Below are 18,445 nucleotides of genomic sequence, written 5' to 3' on the forward strand. Positions count from 1 at the left end.
GCCTCGGCGACGGGTCGCCCGGCTCGGACCGGTCGTCGGCCGAGGCCGGCCGCTAAGGGTGGGTTCAGCTCGCTGGGGCGACGAGCCTTGTTGCGAGGGAAGCGCTGGGCTCGTGGCGACGCGATCGTCAGAGGTTCGACGCTTGCCTTATGGCGTCGCCTGGCCTTGATGGCGTCTCGTCCATGGAGTTTTGGTCTTCGATGCCTGCCGACCCGCCTAGGCTAGACCGTTTCCACCGCTCGCCGACCAGTTGGCTGCTCTTCAGCCTGGCCATCGGCGGCGCGACCGTGATCGTCAGCCGAACCCTGGACCGCGGTCTTCCCCGCGGCCGCCCTGGGCGCGGGCGCCGCGGTTTTATGGATTGTCTGCGTGTTGCTGGTCGCCGCCCGCGCCGCGCGTGCGTCAAGGCCCGATTAGTCTGGCGTAGACAATGGGGTGGCCGGCGCGCGGACCCCGGCCCGGACTAGCCGGTCGATCACAGCGTCATCCTTCCAGATCTCCACGCTCTGGGCGCTGGCGTGGTCGCGCAGCAGCTTCAAGGCGTGCTGGCGATAGACGGCCGGATCCAGAACCTAGATGTCGACGGCTGTGGCCACCTCGTTGCCGGCCAGGCAGACGAAGGTGAAGGTGTCGGACGCGCTCATGGCCGAACGGTAGCAAGGCCATCAAGGCTTTTGCCACCTTTTCGCCGCAATCGATGCAAGTTCGCGGAGCGTCGGCTTTCGCGCGGCCTCATCCGCCCAGGAGAAGACGAAGCTGCCCGAAGGCTTGGCAGAATATCGCCAGGGCGGCGAAGGCCGTGCCCGCGTCGCTCCAGCGACCCCGCGCGGGCAAGGTTTGCTGAGGTCCCAGCCGGCCACGTCGGCCTAGAGGCGATGAAGCCGCAGCTTGGCCTTGCCCGCCGTGCGCCGATGCTTTCAAGCACCTGCGCGCGCGTCACCTTGACCATGGCCGCGCGTTCAGCGCTGAGGCCTGGCCCACTCCAGGCGCCCGCCATGTCATGGCGCAAGCCACAGCTCCACCGTGACCTGATAACGACGTAGCCGCCACCGTTCCTTGGCGCCCGGGGCGAGGCCCCATCATCATCGGTACAAGGCGTGGGCGTGTCGACCCTACAGACCGGCAGCGATGCAGCGCGGCAGCCGGACAAAGTCCCGCGTGAGGGACAGACCTAGCCCGCCAGCCAGAGCAGCCTTGCGGCGAAGAGCCCGACCAGCGCCAGGCCGCACACCCCCGCCAGGCCGGCCGCCAGCAGCGCCAAGCGCTCCAGGCCACGCCGGCCGACGGCGTCGCCATAGTTGGCGAAGACCTCCAGCCCAGCGCCGTTGCGGCGGTAAAACCGTCGGCGCCGAACCCAATGGGTTAGCGCCACGGCCAGAGCGAAAAGGATCGCACCCAAAGCGCCGTCCATCGTCCTCTCCAAAGGTTGGCCCGCCCAAGATTCTACGCCTTCCCCGCCCGACCGACCAGCGACGCATCAGCCCGTCGGTCCTTCGAAGGCGGCCGATCCCCAAAGGATCGGCCGCCCGGCCAGCGCCCTTCGCGCGCTGGCGGCCCAGCCTTTTGTAAACAGCATTGCGGCAGGCGCTGCCGCCGCAGGCCGGACGCGCCGGGTCCTATCGGTCCCCGCCGCCGCCGTCGTCCAGGATCACCAGCGGCGGGACCATGAAGGCCGCGTCCGCGAAATATGCCTCGATCGCGGCCATGGACCCCAGCTCCCGCACGGTGAAGGCGTCGAGCAGAACCTCGTCGTCCTCGTCGGCGAGATAGCGGGCAGGCTCGCCCTCACCGCTGAAGACCACGCGCTCGGGCGACCAGGAGCCCGGATAGCCGCCGCACCAGCGCACGAACGGCAGGCCGTTGTCCTGGCACCACGCCTCCAGCTCGTCGAAGGTCCCTCCCGCCACCTCGCGGGCCTTCAGCCGCAGGGGCTGGCCCACCACCGCGTCGGCGGGCGTGAACCAGGGACCGTCCCAGTCGGCCGACAGCCCCTCGTCGGCGATGGCCTGGGCCAGCGCCAGGAAGCTTTCGCGGGTCAGCCGCCCGCCGATGGTGATGGTGGCTGAAGATCGATCGGACATCTTGGCCTCCTTGGCCAGGGCGCGGCGCCGCGCACGGGCGACGCCGCGCGGGTTGCTCAGTAGTCCTCGGCGAGGATCAGGGTCAGGACGCGCCGCGTCACGGCCGGGTTGGCCGGATCGGGCGAGCCGCCGCAAAGATCGAGGTCGTAATAGTCGATCTTCCACATCACCCGCTGGCCCTCCAGGTCGAAGGCCCCGAAGTCGCGCTCGCCATAGGGGTCGTCGCCCTCGGTGAAGGCGTCGAAGCCCACCACCGCCGCCACCGCCTTGGCCACGAAGGCCTCGCCCAGGTCGTAAAGGCGCCGCCCCAGGGTCCAGGCTGCGCCGGGGCTGGCGCGGTGACTGTCGTTAAGCGCCGCGATCGCGGCGGCGCGGGTCTCATCGGACATGTCGGGTCTCCCGTCGAGGGTTGGGGCAGGCGCGGATTGCGCCTGACCACTGCCCGTCGGCGAGACCGGGGGGTGTAAGCGGAAGGTCGGTTCGCGGGGAACCGGCTGCAGGGCCTCGCGGCGCGACGCGCGGGTCGATGAGGGATCGAGCGGCCCGAAGCTGGGCGGAACCGACTTGTAGCGCGCCCGGGGGCAGCGCCCCCAAGCCCGCGGCCGCGGGAGCGGCCAGGAAAAGCGCCCCTTGAAAGTCTGCTCAGAGGCCCGTCGAACAGGTCGGGATCAATCGGCGCATCGTGGCGCAGCGCTTCAGCGACGCCCCTTTCAAGGCCCGTTGATCCGAAAGAGGTCAGAGCTTGGCATCGCCTAAGGACTGAGTTGTTGCTGGCGTTGGGCCAGTAGCTGGTCGCCCAAGCTTCGACCCAGGCCCGCAGAACGCGCTCGCGATCTTGCGGCTCGAAGCGGGCCGTGGCGCGTTCGGGCGTGCGCGAAAGGCGCACCAGGCTCTCCCTGAGCGCTTCCCAGGCTGCGATGGTCTCCTCGTCGGCACGCCCCCCCGCGCACGTCCTCGCCGATCGACCAGAGCCTGCGCGTGACCGGGCTTTGGACGTAGGCCAGAACTCTTCTTCAGTCAGCCTCATGCCGCGCGCTCCGCCAAATAGTTCTGAGCAGCGAGGACCACACGCCGGGCGATGGTCACCAGGTCTTCGACGGGCGGCGGCTCCCAATCGAGCGCCTGCGGATAGCGGAAAGCCTGGGCGTGGTGGGCCATGGCGACCGCCTGGACACCCGCGGCTATGCTCGGCGCGGCCGCTGCGCCGAACCCGTGTCGGACGGCCCGCTGACGGCAGGCATCAAGCGAATGGCCAAAGGCCATGAGCGCCTCCACGTCATCCCCTTGGGACAGCAGCACGCTCTTGAGCGCGAGCTCGATCGCGTGCGCCGACAGCATGTAGAGCGGCGCTTCATGAGCTTGGCGAGCAAGCGCCAGCGCCTCGGCCGCCTCGCAGTAGGCCTGCGCCATCTGAAGATAATCTCCGGGCGCCATGCTCAGCCGCCTCCAGATCTGCGCCGGACAGGCTTGCCCGAACGCCTGGCAGGCTGCCCTGGCTTGCCCGGCCGGTCCAGAGGCCAAGTCCAAGGGTCTTTACCGCCGGCTCTCCATGGCGCATGTGCGATGCGCCATGAAGACGCTCAGGCTTGAAGCCCTGCCCGCCGCGCGCCGGCTCTGCCGTTCCCTGTCCGCCGCGCCCGACCCGCGCCAGCGCGTGCGTAAGATCGTCAGCACGCTGCTCCATGCCGAAGGCTGGAGCGCGACCGACGAGGCCGCGATCTTGGAGTTCAACCGGTGGGTCGATACCCGGCCGCCTGTCGGAACGCTGAAGGCCCGCTGCGAAGCCCTGCGCCAAGCGCTCTAGCGCTGACCGCCGTGACATGCGCTCGGGTCAAACGCGCAGGGCTAGTCTCCCACCCACGCTGGCGGCCAAGAGCGCTCATGCCACATGACGCCCCGCATTGCGCGCGGGCGGCTGCCCTTCTGGGCGGCGCCAATCGGGTCAGCTACTCTCCAACGTGTGGCGAGACCACCGGGCGACGTCATGCGACCTCGGGACGCCAGGGAGGACTTTGCGTGAGCGTGGAAGAAGACTTTCGTCAGATGGTGACCGACTTCGGAAATGGCAAAACCGACGCGATCATCATGCACATCGACACCACCAAGCTCCTGTCGCCGGAGGAATGGGAGCTGCTCGCAGCTGCCGGCGCGACGGTCGTGGTCGTCCACAAGCAAATACCGCAGAACGACAACTAGCCATCGCCCCGACGGACGGTCGTCGGCCGACCCTTAAAGGCCAAGCTGTGGGCGTCGGTGAGTAGGGCTAAACCCTGTGCCGCAAAAAATTTGGGTGTCGCAGACACCAGCCTTCAGCCCCTTCGAGCCGCCAGCCCTCAGTCCAGCCTATCCCGCGTCGAGCGTCGAGCTCGCCGTCGCGGCTTTCGGGTTCAACGGCGCTCCCTGATACGCGCCACGCCAGGCCAAGGCCAAGACCTCGGCCAGGATCGCTTGGTTCACGCCCTTGAGACGCACACGGGTTATACCCGACTGGCGCGAGCGTCCAGGCTCGCGAACGAACGCGTCCGACAAGGCCACCACGCGGTTCTGCTCGGCTTGAGAAAGCTTGACCACAACCCAGCCGCGTTCGGGCCAGTTCAAGGTCGCGAAGGTCTTGCCGCCGACCCGGAACCGCAGCGTCTCCAGGACGATCTTGGCCTGAGCGCCCGGCGCGACCCGGTCGATCAGTCCTCGGAATTCTTCGGGCGTCATGGTCGATCCTCGCGCTCTGCGACGCCCTTCAAGTCACGAGTCGCCGTCCGATGGCAAAGCTGGCGGTGGGATGCGTCAGATCCGGACGCGCGGACCCGGCTGATAAGGCCGCCCATACACTGTCGTCGGCTCCGCTCTGCTGCGGGGCCGGGCTCGTCAAGGCGACCCGCCGACCGAAAGGTCGTCGCCTCCGCCCCATGCCACGCGCTAGGCGCCCGGCGCGGGCTTTCGATCAGCTTCCGTGACGCTGGGCGACAACTCGCCAACGCGCAGGTCCGCCGTGAGGCCAGCGCGCGTCCAATCGGAAACGATCTCCCCGTTCAGTTGCCGCGCGAGGCTGTGCATCAGGCGCGAACCAAAGCCCTTGCGGTCGGGCGCCGTCACCGGCGGCCCGCCCCGCTCCTGCCAGCTGAGCGACCATCCCAAGGCGGTCCCGAACCAGCGGACGTCGACGACGCCTTCGGCCGTTGCCAGCGCCCCGTACTTGGTCGCGTTCGTCGCCAGCTCGTGAAGGATCATGCTTAGTGGCTGCACCTTGTCGGCCGTTATCACGATGGGATCACCGGACAGGCGCAGCCGGGAGGCCGAAGCGACCGAACTCAACAGCTCGTTGCGGACGACCTCGCCGATCAGGCCCGCCTGCCAGCGGTTTTCAGCCAAGGTGCTCTGGGCCCGCGCCATAGCCTCTATCCGCCCGTGCAGCGCTCGCTTGAACGCCTTCGGATCGGTGGCGTCGGTCAGCTTGACGACGGACTGGATGACCGCCAGCGAGTTGCGCGCCCGGTGGTCGACCTCGCGCATCAAGAGGTCGCGCGCCTCTTCCGCATGTTTGCGGGCGCTGATGTCGATAGCCGTGCCCGTGAGGCGAACGCAGCGCCCCCCGGCGTCAAACAATCCGCGTCCCTTGGCCGCCACCCAGCGCTCGACGCCATCGCTGGCCCCGATCGTGCGGTACTCGACATCGTAGAGCGCGCGCTGCTCGGGGTCCGCCGCGGCGGCGTAGGCCTTGGCCGTCGCCTCGCCGTCGTCCGCGTGCAGGCCCTCGTAAAAATCACGCATGGTCACGGGCGCGCCCGCGACCACGCCGAACATCGCGCGAACGCGGTCGTCCCAGTAAAGAGCGCCGTCGCCTCCCTCAACGTCCCAAAGACCGACCTCGGCGTTCTCGGTCGCCAGCCGCAGGCGCGTCTCGCTCTCCAGCAGGGCTCGCTCTGCGGAGAGGCGCTTGGTGATGTCGGTGACGATGGCGTAGACGCCAACGACCGCGCCCGACGGCTCGCGTCGGGGCACATAGTCGATCTGGATGTCGCGAGCCTCCCCATCTGGATAGGCCATCTGGCTTTCGAATGAGACGCGTTCGCCCGCCAGGGCCCGCTGAAGGCTTGGCCGAACGCCGTCGTAGGCCACTTCGCCGAGCACTTCAGCCACCGTTCGGCCTAGGATCGCGTCGCGGGACTGGCCAAACCAGGCCTCGTAGGTCTGGTTGACGAAGCCATAGCGCTGGCCGGCGTCGACATAGGAAATCAGCAAAGGCGCCGCGTCGGTGATGCGCCTGAGCTCCGCCTCGCTCTGTCGCAGCTCGGCCTCGGCGCCGACGCGCTCGATGACGGCCCATGACCGTTCGGTGACCTCGCGCACCAGCGCCAGTTCGCGAGCGGTCCAGACATGCGGACCGACATGGTGGACCGCCATCAGCGCTCGAAGCCTGCCCTCGCGGATCAGCGGCATGCAGATCGTCGAGCCGATGCCGATCGCCTGGAAGGTGGCCGCCTCGTGCGGCGCGATCTCGGTGCGGTTGTCGTTGATGACGAGGGGCTGCCCGCGCGACAGGTTATCCACGGCCATACGGCCGAAATCGGCGAGCCGGTAGCGCCCCACGATCGACGGCGAGCCCGGAGCCGACCAGTCGCCGCGAATGGTAAAACCGTCCTGGTCCTCGTCCATGTCTGCATAGGCGCAGATCGCCACGCCCAGATGTTCGCCAAGCAGCCGCGTGGTGGCGGTCATCACCGCATCGGCGCCGCCCAGGCCCGTGACCGCGCGCGTCAACCGATCAAGGAAGAGAAGCGTCTCCTCGTTCTCCTGCCGGGCGGCGCGCTCGCGCGCGCCCAGGGTCGTTTCGACGCAGACGCAGAGGACACCCGGAACGGCGCCCTCGGCGGGGATCGGGCTGTAGGAGAAGGTGAACCACGCCGGTTCGGCACGTCCGCCCCGGTGTAGGCTTACCTGCAGATCCTCAAAGAAGCTGGCTTGGCCCGCGAAGGCCTTTTCGATCACCGGCTCGATCTGCGCACGCACTTCAGGCCACACGCCCCAGAAGGGCCGGCCGAGAGCGGACGGATGCTTGTCGCCCAAGATCGCGCGATAGGCATCGTTGTAGACCATGGCGCGCGCGGGTCCCCAGACGAGGAACATTGGAAACGGCGCGTTCAAGACGATTTCGACGACCTGGCGAAGCGCTGGAGGCCACGACGGCGGAGCGCCAAGATCGGCCTTAAACCACGTCCCCGCCTCCAGCCGTCCGGCGACATCGCCGCCGGCGGCGATGGGAAAACGAGGTTGCGTCATGTCAGGTTGATCCGGTGGCGGCGAGCGGGACGTCTCGGCAGCCCCGAATGACAAACGTCATAGCGCAGCTTCCGTTGCGGGTCCTATCGGCAAGGCGACGGCCTCTCGCATTATCGAACTTGGCTGATGAGCGCGTTGGATAGGGGCTGGCCATGCCTTCGGGGCGGTCGAGGCGCGCGCGTGGGGCAGCCTTCCCAAGCCCGCGACCGCGGCGGCGGACGCTCTCGACCAAAAGACAGCTCAGAAGCGGCGAAGCCGGTCCAGACAGCGGATCAGGACCGGGGCCTTCCATGACGGCGACTTTGACTTTCCGTTTACGCGTTGAGCGGCGCACGACCGACGAGATGCTCGCGAAGCTGGCGGCCGCCAGGGCGGAAAACGCGCCCTTGCGGCCGCGACGATCACGCTCCCCATGCGCGTGAGCCGAGAGCTTAGGCGGTCCTACCGGGTGTTGGCCGCTGTCTGCGAACACAGGCGGCCGGCGACCGCTTTCGACCTGCGCGCCAGATCCTGGCGCGCTTAGTTTGACCGCTGCTCCAGGATTGTCTTGGACACCAAGATCGCCGCCGACAGCCCCAGGCAGACGAGGTTGCTGAGCACCAGCGGCCAGCCCCCACGCAACACGCCGTAGATCGCCCAGAGCGTGAAGCCGGCGACCGTCAGGGCGAACATGCGTAGCGACACGGCCGAAGCATCGCCCTCGCGCCAGATCTTGATCAGCTGAGGCACGAAGCTGCTCATCGAGCAGAGGGCCGCGGCCAGTCCGATCACTGCGGCGAGATCAAAATGTGGGGTCATTCACGCCAACCTGTCTGTCTTCCGGCGGTATAAGCGATGGCTGCGACGAAGGTTTCACGCCGCAGCGGGCGAGGCCAACGCCACCCTGTTCGCCAATCAAAAGACAGCGTCTTCAGACGAGACCAGCGATCTGACCAGCCTAGATCGCCAGGACCCGTCTGGCGGGTCCTGCGGTTTGCCCTGGGGAACGGTACGGCCAAATCTGGGCCCGCCCGTCGAGCCTCAGGGCTTAAGGTGACAGATGGTTCGCGTATTGACCGACCATTGTGATGGCGAAACCCGCGCGGCGTTGGAGGCGCGAGGTTGGGACGTCGTCGACGCTGAGCACGCCGACCTGGGTCGGCTCAGCATGTTGGCGCAGGTGGATTTCGTTGTCGCTGGCCTGCGGCCCGACCATTACGAGGATGATCTGCGCCGGCTCGCCGTTCTCAGGGCCGTGTCTCCAGATTTGCCGCTGGTCGCTGTAGCCGAAGCCATTGAGCAGGACGGTGTTCTCGCCGCTGATGTGCTGATCGACGTTCCGATCATCCGCGCAGGGGCGAACCCGGACCTTCTCCAGGTCGCCCTCTTCGCCATTGATCGGCCGCTTCGACGACCGCTCGATATGGCCTGACGGCTTTCGCCGTCCCGCGAGTCGCAGGCGAGCTCGACGATCGGCTATCTGGCGCGCGTCCGTGAGAAGGCCAAACGCGATGGCGGGAAGTCATCCAAGATCGTTCAGGACGATCTTCTGAGCCGTTCGGCGGCGCGGTGGTGCTTGAAGCGGCTAAAGCGGGATTCACCGCGATCGTCTCGCTTCCCATGCACTTACGGATTCCCCTCTGTAGCTGCAGGCGTAGCCCCCGGTCCGTCTTTGTCCGACTGCAAGCCAACCTCCACATATGAAATGCTGAAATGAGCATCTCAGCGGCAGGTTGAGCGTTTAACACTCCCCGAGCGTGCTCATGCGACCGGACGATGGGCTTTTAGCCATGAACCGTCGCAACATTGGTGGGGGTGATCCAATCGACGTGCACGTCGGCGCCTGCGTCAGGCGCAGGCGTAAATCCCTCGGGTTAAGCCAGGACAAGCTGGCTGACGCCGTCGGATTGTCTTTTCAACAGATTCAAAAATACGAGCGTGGGGACAATCGCATCAGCGCCAGCAAGCTCTATGCGATTGCCGTGTTCCTGAAAACGCCGGTCTCTGTTTTCTTCGAGGGCCTCGCCAAGCCTGGCGAGGACGGGGCGACTGTCGATGGGAGCGCTCAGGCCGCCCAGATGTTCGCATCCACGCCGGAAGGCATTGAATTGGCCGGTCTCCTTCCTCAGATCGGCTCGCAGGCGCTACGTCGTCACATTGTTGAGATCATCCGGGCCCTTGCGCATAATTGAAGCACCGGCTTGGCGAATGGCCTAAGGCAATCATCGCCTCCATGCGTCGGGCCGCTCCCCGTCGGACAGACCGGGAAGATGCAAGCGGAGGGGGTCAGCTCTCGCGACCACCTGCCCAAAGACCCGGCCGCCAGCGGAACAATGGCCCGAAGACGCAGGTCCATGCGCGCTGGCGGGCAGCGCCTCGCCACGCCCCAAACGCCCACCCTTGATAAAGCCCGTGGCCTGGTCGCTATGCCTTTCGTATTGGCTCGGCGAAACACTGCGTTATTGCCGTCGTTTTCGCGCAGCTTCTTTGACGTTCGCCCCCCGTTGAAGGCGCGCCGGCCAGGCCGATAGTCGGACCATGGCTCGCACGCTGCGAAATTTATCATCGGACCGTCCATCCGCTCGGCTCGCCTGGAACGTCTCTCCCAAGACGATGCCGATCCCTGGTGAATCTCGTGTCCGCCCTTGATCGGGTCATCGCCCGCCCGTCCCCAGCGGATTGGGCCGAGGACGAGCCCATGCGACTGGATGAAGCGGTCGCGGTCTTCGCCGGCAAGCTGCCGATCTCGGTGGCCTTGCTGCGGACTGAGATCGCCAAGGGCAAGCTCGTCCCGGCCCGGGTCGCTGGGAAATTCTTCGTCACGCCAGCCCAGCTCCGGGAGCTTTTCCGCCCGTGTCCCGTATCGCCGAAGGTCCCCGCCTCTACCTGCGCACCGGCCGCACCGACAGCCGTTCGGGCGCCGCCCTCCCCGACGTTTACGTCATCCGAGACGGACGCACTCAAAAGAGCACGGGATGCGGCCCTGACCGCCTGCGCGACGCTCAGCGCGCGCTCGCGCGCTACCTCTCCGGCCAACCGGTCCGCGAGAGCGCGGCGAAGCTGAGTCCTGCTCCGCCGCCCCAGCGGCCGGTGTCGGGGCCGCTGGAGATCGCGGCCATCGAACGCGTGCCGGTCGCCGATGTCTTGACCCTTTATGCCGACGAAAGGGCGCCGGAACTGGACGGCGATCCGGTGACCATGGCCGGGTTCATCAAGGCGCTCGTCGGCTATTGGGGTGAACGGTTCGTTGACGAGGTCAAGCGCTCGACCTGCAAGGGATACGTCGCCCACAGGACCGGCCAGACGATCCAGGGCGCGCGTCCGTCCCAGCGCTTGGTCAGCGACCAGACCGCGCGCCGGGAACTTGAAACCCTTTCAGCGGCGATCGGCTATTGGCACGCCGAAACGCCTTTGCCCATCCGCCCCAAGGTGTGGTTGCCCAAGAAAACCCCGAGCGCGCGTGACGCCCTCACCCGCCCCCAGGCGGCAGCTCTGTTCCTGGCCGCCCGCGGTTACCGGCGTGGCCTCGACGGGGTGATGCGTCGGCTGACCGGCGCCTCCCAGCGCGCGAACCGGGCCCACATCGCCCGCTTCATCCTGATCGGCCTCTACACAGGCACCCGGTCGGCGGTGATTCTCGATCTTCTGTGGTCGCCATCTGCCGACCAGGCCTGGGTAGACTTGGATCGGGGCATGATCTTTCGCAAAGGGCAGGCCGAGCACGAGCGGGGTAATAAGCGCCGACCGATCGTGACTCTCCCGCCACGGCTGCTGGCCCACATGCGCCGCTGGAAAACGCTCGACGAGGCCGCGTCGATCGCGCGTCGCAAGCCCCTGACGCATGTGATCCATCACCACGGCAGGCCGATTGGCGAGAAGATCAACAAGGGCTTCAACGCAATCGCTCAGGACGCGGGGCTGCTCAAGGTCACCCCGCACTGGCTGCGCCACACCTGCGCCACCTGGCTGATGGAGCGCAAGGTCGATCTCTGGGAGGCGGCCGGCTTCACCGGCATGACACCCGACGTGCTGATCAAGCACTATGGCCACCACCGCCCCAACCACCAAGCCAACGCCCGTGCAGCCTTCTCTCCGCAAAAAAAGGCGGCCTAGTCGGTGCGAATGCGTATCCGAAGGCGTCCATCGATCGACGCGCTCGGTCGTAGGCACGAGTTGACATCCTTCCGACGCCGACCAGTGGAACGCAACAGACGGGCTTCTCCAACTGTACCGGCGAACACGCCGTCCAGCTAGAAAAGCAACGCAGCCCGTCTTCGCCGACCGGGTCTGGTCCTCGTCGCTGGTATCTTCCGCGGGCTATGTGACGAGAACCCGAAGCGTCGGACTTAAATCGTCCCGGTCGCCGCCTTGCTTGCGACGCGGAACCCCTGCCTCCGAGCTCTTGCCTAGGAGAAACGTCCGACCACTCTCTTGGCTGATGTGTCCAGACGGATCAGTCTGCAGCCAAACGGGCTTTCGAACTGGAGGGCGGCTTTGCGCGGCTGGGCGTTCATCATGACGCTGAGCGTGTCGGGCTGTGCTTCGATCGACTCGCTCCCTAGCATCGACACCATTGCCAGGATCGAGAGCGGGCTGGCTTTGCTGGGCGACGTGCAGGTTGTGGGCGTGGGCGATAGCGCGAGCATGAATCGTGCTGCCGAAATGCACGTGCGAAATGTTCGCTGCTCACCAGCCGAAGCGGTGCGAGTAGTTTGCAGCTATGAGGCGGCCCGGCGCGGATCGAATGATGATTGGCACGAGCAGCATCGTACCTTTGTCAGGCGTCAGCCGGCTCTTGGTGAACCCAGCGTCAATGGTTGGGCGACAGAGGAGATGTCGCCGCGGTCACAGGAAGGCGCCGACCATCGCCCTTCACTTAATGACCTTGGACTTTGGGATCCGCCGTGGAGGCCCAAGATCCGGCCACCCGATATTCCGCCACCTCGCGATCCGCCGAAATAGGACCAGCTGATTGTCTGGACTGAGTTGATCGTCGCAGCCGCTTAGAGGTTAGGCCTTTCAGCGACGCCCACGGCCATTTCAGACAAAGGCTTATGCACTCACAGCGTAGGAGCGCCAAAGCCTGTGGTGCTTGCCAGTTACTTGCCAGAATGGAGCCTCAAAACGATCGACCGCTCGCTACAAAACCTTGTAGAAAGCCATATTTGGCAAGGAAACGGCGGTTGCTTCAGCCTCGTTCACACCGAGGGGGTCGCAGGTTCAATCCCTGCAGCATCCACCACTCCTTCCCTTCTTCGGACATCTCGTACGGAAGGTCGGCGGCCATGCAGGTTTCCGAGATCTTCTGGACGCTGGCGGCGATCGTGCTCGGCCCGTTCGTGGGCAGCTTCGTCGGCCTGCTGACCCTGCGCCTACCTGCCGAAAGGCCTTGGGCCGCCGGACGATCGGCCTGCGACGGCTGCGGCCGCAAGCTGGGACCGCTGGACCTTCTGCCCATCCTCAGCTTCGCGACGCTGCGCGGACGCTGCCGCAGCTGCGGTGCGGCGATTCCCCGGCGCTATCTGCTGCTCGAGCTGGCGTGCCTGGGAATCGGCGCCTGGAGCGCGGCCGCCTTCGCCGGCCCTATGGCTCTGGCCACGGCCGTCTTCGGCTGGTGGCTGCTGCTGCTGGCGGCGATCGACGGCGAGCATTTCTGGCTGCCGGACATGCTGACCCTTCCGCTGGGCGCGGCCGGATTCGCCGTCTCGATCCTGGTGCTGCGCGAATCCGTCTGGACCCCCGTGCTGGGCTCGGCCGTCGGCTTCGGGGCGCTGTGGCTGCTGGCCTGGATCTACGAGCGGGTGCGCGGACGCCAGGGCCTGGGCGGCGGCGACCCGCGCCTGCTGGGCGCCATCGGGGCCTGGACGGGCTGGACCGCCCTGCCCTCGGTCGTCGTCTGGGCGGGGCTGGCCGGGATCAGCGTCGCCCTGGCGCAGCTGATCCTGCGCCGCAAGGTGGCGCTGGACCAGCGGCTGCCGTTCGGCGTGTTCCTGGCGATCGGCGCCTGGCTGACCTGGCTGCTAGGGCCGCTTCACGGCTTCCTGGGCTGACAGCCGGGTCGACACCACGCGCCGCACGCCGGCGGCGTCACGGGAGAAACCCTGGTCGAGCGCGGCCTGGAGCAGCACCGGATCGGCCGTCGCCACCGCGATCTCGGCCTGCAGGCGACCGACGCCGTCGGCGCGCAGAATGATCGCCGCGTCGCTCCCTCCCCCGGCCGGGACCAGACGCGCCACCCAGTCGCCGCCCACGCAGGCCGGCTTTCCGACGAAGGTCGCGCCGCCGAGAAGCGGATCTTGCGCCGCGCGGAAACGGATTTCGCCAGCCGCGCGCTTGCAGCGACCGTCCCGGAACAGGGCGGCGACGCCCTTGGCCTCGATCCGCCCCGACAGGCGATCCATCTCGAGCGACAGCGGACCGCTCAGCCCGTCGACGCCCCTGTCGCGCCCCCAGCGCAGGACGAAGGCCCGCGCCGCGGCCTTGTCGACGGCGCGCAGGCGGACGTCGCCAGCCAGCAGCGCCAAAGGCGAGAGCCCGACCTGGAAGGTCCCGAGCCGCCTGCCCTGGGCCGTCGCCAGGCCCACGCGTCCGCGCCAGACCGTGCCGGACGCCTGCGTGACCCGCAGGGCCGCGCCATCCGCCAGCGGGTCGGTCAGCAAGGTCACGGGCGCCAGAGCCGCGACCATCACGGCGGTCAGCACAGCCAGCACGGCGATCATGATCCGCGTGTTCATCGGGCGACCCTGGCGAACGTCACCTCGGCCTCGACCAGGCCGTTGTCCAGGCGCGAAGCGGTGAAGCCGGCGACGTCCAGACCGCTCTCGCGCTCCAGCGACGCGGTCCACGGCAGCAGGACGCGGGCGTCGATGGCGGTGATCCAGATCGTGAAGGCGCCGTCGCCCTCCTGGCGCTTGCGGGCGATCGGCACGCCGACGCCGGCGGCGCTGGTTTCGACGATCGCCGCGACCGGACGGGCGTCGGCCTTGCGCGGCGCGGCGCCGGTCGAGGCGGCGGCCAGCGCCACGGACAGCCCGCGCGCCTCGACCAGTCGTTCGCGCGCGGCCTCGCCGGCGCGCTTGAGCGGCATGGCCACGCCATAGAAGCCGGCGACGCCGAGCACGGCGACCGCCATCACCGCCAGCATGATCCGCTCGCGCGGCGTCCGGGCGTTCCAGCTTTCGATGATGCGGCTCACGGCTTGCTCCTGACGATCAGATCGCTGGTGACACGCTGGCCTTCGGTGACCGTACCCTGCTCGACGACGTCGAGGCCGCCGGCCCTCAGCGCATCGCGCAACTGGTCCATGTCGGAATAGTTGGCGTAGGAGACCGACGAGCGGATGGCGCCGTCCTGGCCGTGGACCAAGGTGTCGAGTCGCATGCCCGGCACCGCGCGCACGGCGTTCAGGTAGCCGGCGGCGAGATCGCCGAACCCTTGGCGGCGCTCCGCCCGAAGGCGATTGACGGCGAACCGGGCGGCATCGGCGTAGCGGGCCGATTGGGGAACCAGCTTCACCGCCGCGACCGTGTTCCGACGCTCGATCGCCCGGGCCTCCAGGCCGTCCTTGCCGATCTGGGCCAGCAGCATCACCAGCGGCGAGATCGCGACGGCGGCGGCCAGGACAGCCAGCCGCTTCCAGCGCAAGACGGGCCCGTCGCGCCGGGGCGCGAACTGGCCTTGCAGCAGGTCGACCGGCGGCCGCTCGGCGCTCGCCAGCAGCAGGGCGTCGAGCTCCGACGCCGGAATATAGCGGTGCGGCCGGTCGCCGACGACCGTCGAGGCCAACTCGGGTTCGACGCCGAACGCCAGACCCTCGGCCCGCACGCCAAGCCGCTCGCCGAACGAGGCCAGCACGGTGCGCCCTTCGGCGTCGCCGGGCAGCAGCAGGTAATCGGGCACCGCGCCCGTCACCATCACGCCTCGCGTCCTGGCGCTCTCCAGGCCCGAACGCAGCCGTTCGCGGTCGATCCAGACCACCAGGGCGCGCCCCTCGGCGTCGCGCTCCCCGACCGCCAGATGCAGGCCCTCGGCGCCGGACGCGACGACCCCGCCGACCTTGAAGGCCGCCGCGGCCCGGGCCTGGGCGGCGCTTCCGGCCGGCAGGTCGAGCCAGCGGGTCACGGCCTCGGCCCCAGGCAGCACAAGCACGGCCGAGCCGCCGGCCTGCTCGCTGGGCAGCAGCTTGCGGCGCACCGGACCGGCGACGCCGGGCTCGACGATCTCGGGGGCCTCGTCGGGCCCGTCGGGGAGAAACAGCAGGCGGGTCATTCTTCCAGGGTCCAGCGCCGGGCGACGAGGCGGACGCGGTTCGTCGGGCCGGCTTCGAAAAGCGAGGTCATGAAGGTTTCGCCGCCGGCCAGGCCGACGCGGCTTTCCAGCGAAAAGTAGCGGGTGCGGAAGCGGATCTGGTCGCGCACGCCGTCGACCGGCGCCGCGCCGGCCAGGGCCTGCTGCCCCCAGAACGCCTCCAGGTCCGACCAGCCGCCCGCCGGCCGCCCGGCGATGGCCCGGCGCGCGTTCTCCGGCGACACGGCGCCCAGGGTGAACGCCGACAGCAGGACCGCCCGACCTTCCGGCAGGGTGTTGACGTTGACCGGCGACAGGTCGGTGGTCGGCAGCGCGCAGACGTAGGGCCGCAGCAGAGCGTAGACCTTGGCGTCGAAGCCGCGCACGGCGCGCAGCTCGCTGACCTCGGCCAAGGGACCGCCGGCGGTGCGGTGCGGGACCTTGCCCGATGCATAGCCGTCGTCCTCGAGGCCCGGCGGGCCTACGTCGTTGCTGTCGATCCATTGGGCGAGGCCTTCGGCCAGGTCCGGACCGTTCGGCGCGCCCAGAAGTTCGAGCAGGCTGGCCAGCTGGCGCACGCCCAGTTCGCGGCGGCGAAACGGTTCGCCCTGGTCGGCCTCGACCACGCTGTTGAGGTTGAAGCAGCCCGTGGCGTCGCCCACGCGGGCCTGGATCACGCCGCCCTCGACCGGAAACTCGACCGAGCGACCGTTCCAGTCGCCTTCCAGCGAGGTCTTGCCGGGATCGCGCGCCAGCAACTGGTCGATGCGCGCGCGGGCCATCTGCTCGCCGCCCAGGGCGTACCACCGGGCCTGGCCGCCGATCTGGGCGTTGAACGACCGTCGCATCCCAAAGCGGATGTCCTCGAGCACGCCCACGGCGATGATGCCGATGACGGCGACCATCAGCAGCACCGTCAGCAGGGCCGCGCCGTCCTCACGCCCGCGCCTCATCGCCCCTCTCCCGAGGTCAGGAACAGCTGGTCGACCCGGCCGAGGTCGGCCAGCGTCATGTCGAGGCGGACGGCGGCCGGGATGTCCGTCTGTGGATTGCCCTTCCAGGTCGGCGTCCAGGCGCCGTTGAACAGGAAGCCTGTCCGAACATCGCGCACATCGCGCAGCAGCACCCGGGGCGGCCCCAGGCGCGCGCCGTCCAGCGCCGGGCGCGAGCGGCGCTCCAGACGGCCCTCGACCAGGGCGTACTCCACATACTGCAGCGAGGCCCGGGGATCGGCGTCGGGATTGTCCCAGCCGCGCCGGACGAACGCCAGTAGCGGACCGCCTCCGCCCCACGGATCGCCTCCGGCGAACGCCGTCAGGGCCGGCCGGCCGTCCTCGCCGCGCGTACGGCGGGCGGCCGCCTGGGAAAGGTCGGACTTGAGAATGGCGCGAGCGCGCTGCAGCTCGGCATGGCGGTCGACCGTCAGGCGCACGGCGCTCTGGTTGGCCAGGGTCGAGCCCATCACGGCCACGCCCGCCGCGCTGATCAGGGCGAAGATCAGCACCGCCACCAGCATCTCGACGAGGGTGAAGCCCTTCATCGCGCGCCCCGGAACAGCGAGGCGCTCGCCAGCGGCGCGCGCGAACGCGGCGCGGCGACGACGATGTCGATGCGGACGACGGCCGGGTCGGCGGTGCGGCTGACCTGGCGGCTCCAGGTCCAGCGGCGACCGCCGGCGGTTTCGGTCCCGCTGGCGCGACCGATGGCGAGCGGCGTCGCGCTGGTCATCGCCTCGACCGCGCGGTTGTCGAGCACCACCTCGGCCAGGACGCGCTCGGACAGCCGCCCGCCCGCGCGACTGTTCTCGCCCGCCAGGTTCAGCAGGGCCAGCACCGCCAGGCTGAAGATCGCCAGGGCGACCAGCAGCTCGATCAGCGTGAAGCCGGCTTCAGTAGGCGCGCGAGGCATCGAGCGAGACGTTCCCTGCCAGGTCGACGACGACGGTGCGGCGCGCCTGCCCGCGCGCGAAGGTGAACTCGGTGGGGTTGGCCAGGCCGGTGGGATCGAACACGACGACGGCCTCGGGCGCGGCGGTGACCTGCGTGCCGTCCTCAAAGGCGCCCGCGCGGAACGGCGGCTCGTCCAGCGCAAGCCAGTCGCGGCCCGCGCGGCGCTCGAAGCGGTACGCCCCGTCCCGCGCCACCACGCGGATGCGCTCGCCCCGGAACACCGCCTCGTCGCGGGCGCGCAGCAGGCTGGCGGCGAAGCGTTCGGCCTCCTGCGGCAGGCCCGGGCGGCCGTCCGGCAAGGCCAGGACGACGGCGCTGGCCAGCAGGCCCATGATCACGAGAACGACCATGAGCTCGACGAGGGTGAAGCCCCCTCGCCGCCTGCCAGCGTTGCGCGGCGTGTCAGCCCCAGTTGCCAATATCGGCGTCCTTGCCCTCGCCGCCTTCGCGGCCGTCGGCGCCGAACGAGAAGACGTCGATCGCGCCGTGCTGGCCCGGCGAGCGATACTGATAGTCATTGCCCCACGGATCCTTCGGAAGACGACGCACATAGCCGCCCTCCCGGTAGCGGTCGGGCTGAGCCAGGCTGGCCGGCGGCGTCACCAGGGCCGAAAGGCCGTCCTCGGTGCGCGGGAAGGCGAAGGTGTCGAGGCGATAGCCCTCCAGAGCCTGCTCCAGCACCGCCACGTCGGCGCGGGCCTTCTCCTTCTTGGCCTTGTCCTGGCTGGGCAGGACGTTGATCGCCACGACGGTGGCCAGCAGACCCAGGATGACGATGACGACCATCATCTCCACGAGGGTGAAGCCGGCCTCGCGGGCGCGGCTTCGGCACGTGCGGCGGCGGGACTTGTCAGGGGCGCGCATGGTCTTGGC

At 68.6% G+C, this 18,445-nt stretch carries 22 protein-coding genes; 7 read left to right on the top strand and 15 right to left on the bottom strand.

Annotated features, from left to right (window positions below; translation table 11 throughout):
- Positions 1 to 1,171: 1,171 nt before the first annotated feature.
- The 4 genes from C1707_RS21510 to C1707_RS21525 form a co-directional block, all read right to left on the bottom strand.
- Complete coding sequence (locus C1707_RS21510) at positions 1,172 to 1,411, bottom strand: hypothetical protein (RefSeq protein WP_101714617.1); 240 nt, start codon at positions 1,409 to 1,411, stop codon at positions 1,172 to 1,174.
- Positions 1,412 to 1,616: 205 nt separating this feature from the next.
- Entirely contained in the window at positions 1,617 to 2,081 is a 465-nt protein-coding gene (locus tag C1707_RS21515) for a hypothetical protein (RefSeq protein WP_101714616.1), read from the bottom strand.
- Positions 2,082 to 2,137: 56 nt separating this feature from the next.
- The gene (locus C1707_RS21520) at positions 2,138 to 2,470 is read right to left on the bottom strand and encodes a DUF3768 domain-containing protein (protein WP_101714615.1); all 333 of its coding nucleotides are present in this window, start codon (positions 2,468 to 2,470) and stop codon (positions 2,138 to 2,140) included.
- 634 nt (positions 2,471 to 3,104) lie between these two features.
- Positions 3,105 to 3,491, bottom strand: coding sequence for a hypothetical protein (locus C1707_RS21525; RefSeq protein ID WP_145998465.1), 387 nt, complete (start codon positions 3,489 to 3,491; stop codon positions 3,105 to 3,107).
- Positions 3,492 to 3,513: 22 nt separating this feature from the next.
- Between C1707_RS21525 and C1707_RS21530 the strand changes: the two genes are divergently transcribed.
- Together C1707_RS21530 and C1707_RS26300 are read left to right on the top strand one after the other, a co-directional pair.
- Positions 3,514 to 3,885 carry a hypothetical protein gene (locus tag C1707_RS21530; RefSeq protein ID WP_101714613.1) on the top strand — a complete coding sequence of 124 codons (372 nt, stop codon included), beginning with the start codon at positions 3,514 to 3,516 and terminating at the stop codon, positions 3,883 to 3,885.
- Between the two features lie 212 nt (positions 3,886 to 4,097).
- Positions 4,098 to 4,277 (top strand): hypothetical protein, encoded by a 180-nt coding sequence (locus C1707_RS26300; protein WP_145998464.1) that lies wholly within the window; start codon positions 4,098 to 4,100, stop codon positions 4,275 to 4,277.
- 147 nt (positions 4,278 to 4,424) lie between these two features.
- Here the strand turns inward: C1707_RS26300 and C1707_RS21535 are convergent, their stop codons facing one another.
- The 3 genes from C1707_RS21535 to C1707_RS21545 all read right to left on the bottom strand — a co-directional run bounded on the left by C1707_RS21535 (position 4,425) and on the right by C1707_RS21545 (position 8,156).
- Complete coding sequence (locus C1707_RS21535) at positions 4,425 to 4,790, bottom strand: MmcQ/YjbR family DNA-binding protein (protein ID WP_101714612.1); 366 nt, start codon at positions 4,788 to 4,790, stop codon at positions 4,425 to 4,427.
- 207 nt (positions 4,791 to 4,997) lie between these two features.
- Positions 4,998 to 7,358: a PAS domain-containing protein gene (locus C1707_RS21540; RefSeq protein WP_101714611.1), complete on the bottom strand. Its 2,361-nt coding sequence runs from the start codon at positions 7,356 to 7,358 to the stop codon at positions 4,998 to 5,000.
- Positions 7,359 to 7,877: 519 nt separating this feature from the next.
- Entirely contained in the window at positions 7,878 to 8,156 is a 279-nt protein-coding gene (locus C1707_RS21545) for a SemiSWEET family sugar transporter (protein ID WP_101714610.1), read from the bottom strand.
- A 241-nt stretch (positions 8,157 to 8,397) separates the two neighbouring features.
- Between C1707_RS21545 and C1707_RS21550 the strand changes: the two genes are divergently transcribed.
- From C1707_RS21550 to C1707_RS21565, 5 genes are all read left to right on the top strand, one after another.
- Positions 8,398 to 8,769, top strand: coding sequence for a hypothetical protein (locus C1707_RS21550; RefSeq protein ID WP_101714609.1), 372 nt, complete (start codon positions 8,398 to 8,400; stop codon positions 8,767 to 8,769).
- A gap of 358 nt (positions 8,770 to 9,127) precedes the next feature.
- A complete protein-coding gene (locus tag C1707_RS21555; protein WP_101714826.1) occupies positions 9,128 to 9,529 on the top strand; it encodes a helix-turn-helix domain-containing protein in 402 nt (133 codons plus the stop codon).
- Between the two features lie 661 nt (positions 9,530 to 10,190).
- Positions 10,191 to 11,450, top strand: coding sequence for a tyrosine-type recombinase/integrase (locus C1707_RS21560; protein ID WP_101714608.1), 1,260 nt, complete (start codon positions 10,191 to 10,193; stop codon positions 11,448 to 11,450).
- 402 nt (positions 11,451 to 11,852) lie between these two features.
- Positions 11,853 to 12,299, top strand: a complete 447-nt coding sequence (locus C1707_RS26305) for a hypothetical protein (protein WP_145998462.1) — start codon at positions 11,853 to 11,855, stop codon at positions 12,297 to 12,299.
- Between the two features lie 323 nt (positions 12,300 to 12,622).
- Positions 12,623 to 13,387: a prepilin peptidase gene (locus C1707_RS21565; protein ID WP_101714607.1), complete on the top strand. Its 765-nt coding sequence runs from the start codon at positions 12,623 to 12,625 to the stop codon at positions 13,385 to 13,387.
- Here the strand turns inward: C1707_RS21565 and gspN are convergent.
- Genes gspN through gspG form a run of 8 tightly spaced genes read right to left on the bottom strand, consistent with a single transcriptional unit; the run spans position 13,358 to position 18,436 of the window.
- A complete protein-coding gene (gspN, locus tag C1707_RS21570) occupies positions 13,358 to 14,071 on the bottom strand; it encodes a type II secretion system protein N (protein ID WP_101714606.1) in 714 nt (237 codons plus the stop codon). The genes C1707_RS21565 and gspN overlap by 30 nt on opposite strands.
- Positions 14,068 to 14,532: a type II secretion system protein GspM gene (gene gspM, locus C1707_RS21575; RefSeq protein ID WP_240633778.1), complete on the bottom strand. Its 465-nt coding sequence runs from the start codon at positions 14,530 to 14,532 to the stop codon at positions 14,068 to 14,070. Before gspM ends, gspN begins: the two co-directional genes overlap by 4 nt.
- On the bottom strand, positions 14,529 to 15,605 hold the full coding sequence (gspL, locus tag C1707_RS21580) for a type II secretion system protein GspL (protein ID WP_101714605.1): 1,077 nt from the start codon (positions 15,603 to 15,605) through the stop codon (positions 14,529 to 14,531). The genes gspM and gspL overlap by 4 nt, the downstream gene beginning before the upstream one ends.
- Entirely contained in the window at positions 15,602 to 16,576 is a 975-nt protein-coding gene (gene gspK / locus C1707_RS21585; protein WP_101714604.1) for a type II secretion system minor pseudopilin GspK, read from the bottom strand. Before gspK ends, gspL begins: the two co-directional genes overlap by 4 nt.
- On the bottom strand, positions 16,573 to 17,163 hold the full coding sequence (gene gspJ / locus C1707_RS21590) for a type II secretion system minor pseudopilin GspJ (RefSeq protein ID WP_101714603.1): 591 nt from the start codon (positions 17,161 to 17,163) through the stop codon (positions 16,573 to 16,575). Before gspJ ends, gspK begins: the two co-directional genes overlap by 4 nt.
- Positions 17,160 to 17,531: a type II secretion system minor pseudopilin GspI gene (gspI, locus tag C1707_RS21595; RefSeq protein ID WP_101714602.1), complete on the bottom strand. Its 372-nt coding sequence runs from the start codon at positions 17,529 to 17,531 to the stop codon at positions 17,160 to 17,162. The genes gspJ and gspI overlap by 4 nt, the downstream gene beginning before the upstream one ends.
- Positions 17,512 to 18,090 (bottom strand): GspH/FimT family pseudopilin, encoded by a 579-nt coding sequence (locus C1707_RS21600; protein ID WP_101714601.1) that lies wholly within the window; start codon positions 18,088 to 18,090, stop codon positions 17,512 to 17,514. The genes gspI and C1707_RS21600 overlap by 20 nt, the downstream gene beginning before the upstream one ends.
- Positions 17,975 to 18,436, bottom strand: a complete 462-nt coding sequence (gspG, locus tag C1707_RS21605; RefSeq protein WP_101714600.1) for a type II secretion system major pseudopilin GspG — start codon at positions 18,434 to 18,436, stop codon at positions 17,975 to 17,977. The genes C1707_RS21600 and gspG overlap by 116 nt, the downstream gene beginning before the upstream one ends.
- Between the last annotated feature and the right edge of the window lie 9 nt (positions 18,437 to 18,445).

The organism is Caulobacter flavus, assembly GCF_003722335.1.
In the GTDB taxonomy this organism is placed as follows: domain Bacteria; phylum Pseudomonadota; class Alphaproteobacteria; order Caulobacterales; family Caulobacteraceae; genus Caulobacter; species Caulobacter flavus.

Bases quoted from the DNA above. Each gene is read 5' to 3' on its own strand.
- C1707_RS21510 (WP_101714617.1), bottom strand. From the start codon at position 1,411: ATGGACGGCGCTTTGGGTGCGATCCTTTTCGCTCTGGCCGTGGCGCTA.
- C1707_RS21515 (WP_101714616.1), bottom strand. From the start codon at position 2,081: ATGTCCGATCGATCTTCAGCCACCATCACCATCGGCGGGCGGCTGACC.
- C1707_RS21520 (WP_101714615.1), bottom strand. From the start codon at position 2,470: ATGTCCGATGAGACCCGCGCCGCCGCGATCGCGGCGCTTAACGACAGT.
- C1707_RS21525 (WP_145998465.1), bottom strand. From the start codon at position 3,491: ATGGCGCAGGCCTACTGCGAGGCGGCCGAGGCGCTGGCGCTTGCTCGC.
- C1707_RS21530 (WP_101714613.1), top strand. From the start codon at position 3,514: ATGCTCAGCCGCCTCCAGATCTGCGCCGGACAGGCTTGCCCGAACGCC.
- C1707_RS21535 (WP_101714612.1), bottom strand. From the start codon at position 4,790: ATGACGCCCGAAGAATTCCGAGGACTGATCGACCGGGTCGCGCCGGGC.
- C1707_RS21540 (WP_101714611.1), bottom strand. From the start codon at position 7,358: ATGACGCAACCTCGTTTTCCCATCGCCGCCGGCGGCGATGTCGCCGGA.
- C1707_RS21545 (WP_101714610.1), bottom strand. From the start codon at position 8,156: ATGACCCCACATTTTGATCTCGCCGCAGTGATCGGACTGGCCGCGGCC.
- C1707_RS21550 (WP_101714609.1), top strand. From the start codon at position 8,398: ATGGTTCGCGTATTGACCGACCATTGTGATGGCGAAACCCGCGCGGCG.
- C1707_RS21555 (WP_101714826.1), top strand. From the start codon at position 9,128: ATGAACCGTCGCAACATTGGTGGGGGTGATCCAATCGACGTGCACGTC.
- C1707_RS26305 (WP_145998462.1), top strand. From the start codon at position 11,853: ATGACGCTGAGCGTGTCGGGCTGTGCTTCGATCGACTCGCTCCCTAGC.
- C1707_RS21565 (WP_101714607.1), top strand. From the start codon at position 12,623: ATGCAGGTTTCCGAGATCTTCTGGACGCTGGCGGCGATCGTGCTCGGC.
- gspN (WP_101714606.1), bottom strand. From the start codon at position 14,071: ATGAACACGCGGATCATGATCGCCGTGCTGGCTGTGCTGACCGCCGTG.
- gspL (WP_101714605.1), bottom strand. From the start codon at position 15,605: ATGACCCGCCTGCTGTTTCTCCCCGACGGGCCCGACGAGGCCCCCGAG.
- gspK (WP_101714604.1), bottom strand. From the start codon at position 16,576: ATGAGGCGCGGGCGTGAGGACGGCGCGGCCCTGCTGACGGTGCTGCTG.
- gspJ (WP_101714603.1), bottom strand. From the start codon at position 17,163: ATGAAGGGCTTCACCCTCGTCGAGATGCTGGTGGCGGTGCTGATCTTC.
- gspI (WP_101714602.1), bottom strand. From the start codon at position 17,531: ATGCCTCGCGCGCCTACTGAAGCCGGCTTCACGCTGATCGAGCTGCTG.
- C1707_RS21600 (WP_101714601.1), bottom strand. From the start codon at position 18,090: ATGACTATCAGTATCGCTCGCCGGGCCAGCACGGCGCGATCGACGTCT.
- gspG (WP_101714600.1), bottom strand. From the start codon at position 18,436: ATGCGCGCCCCTGACAAGTCCCGCCGCCGCACGTGCCGAAGCCGCGCC.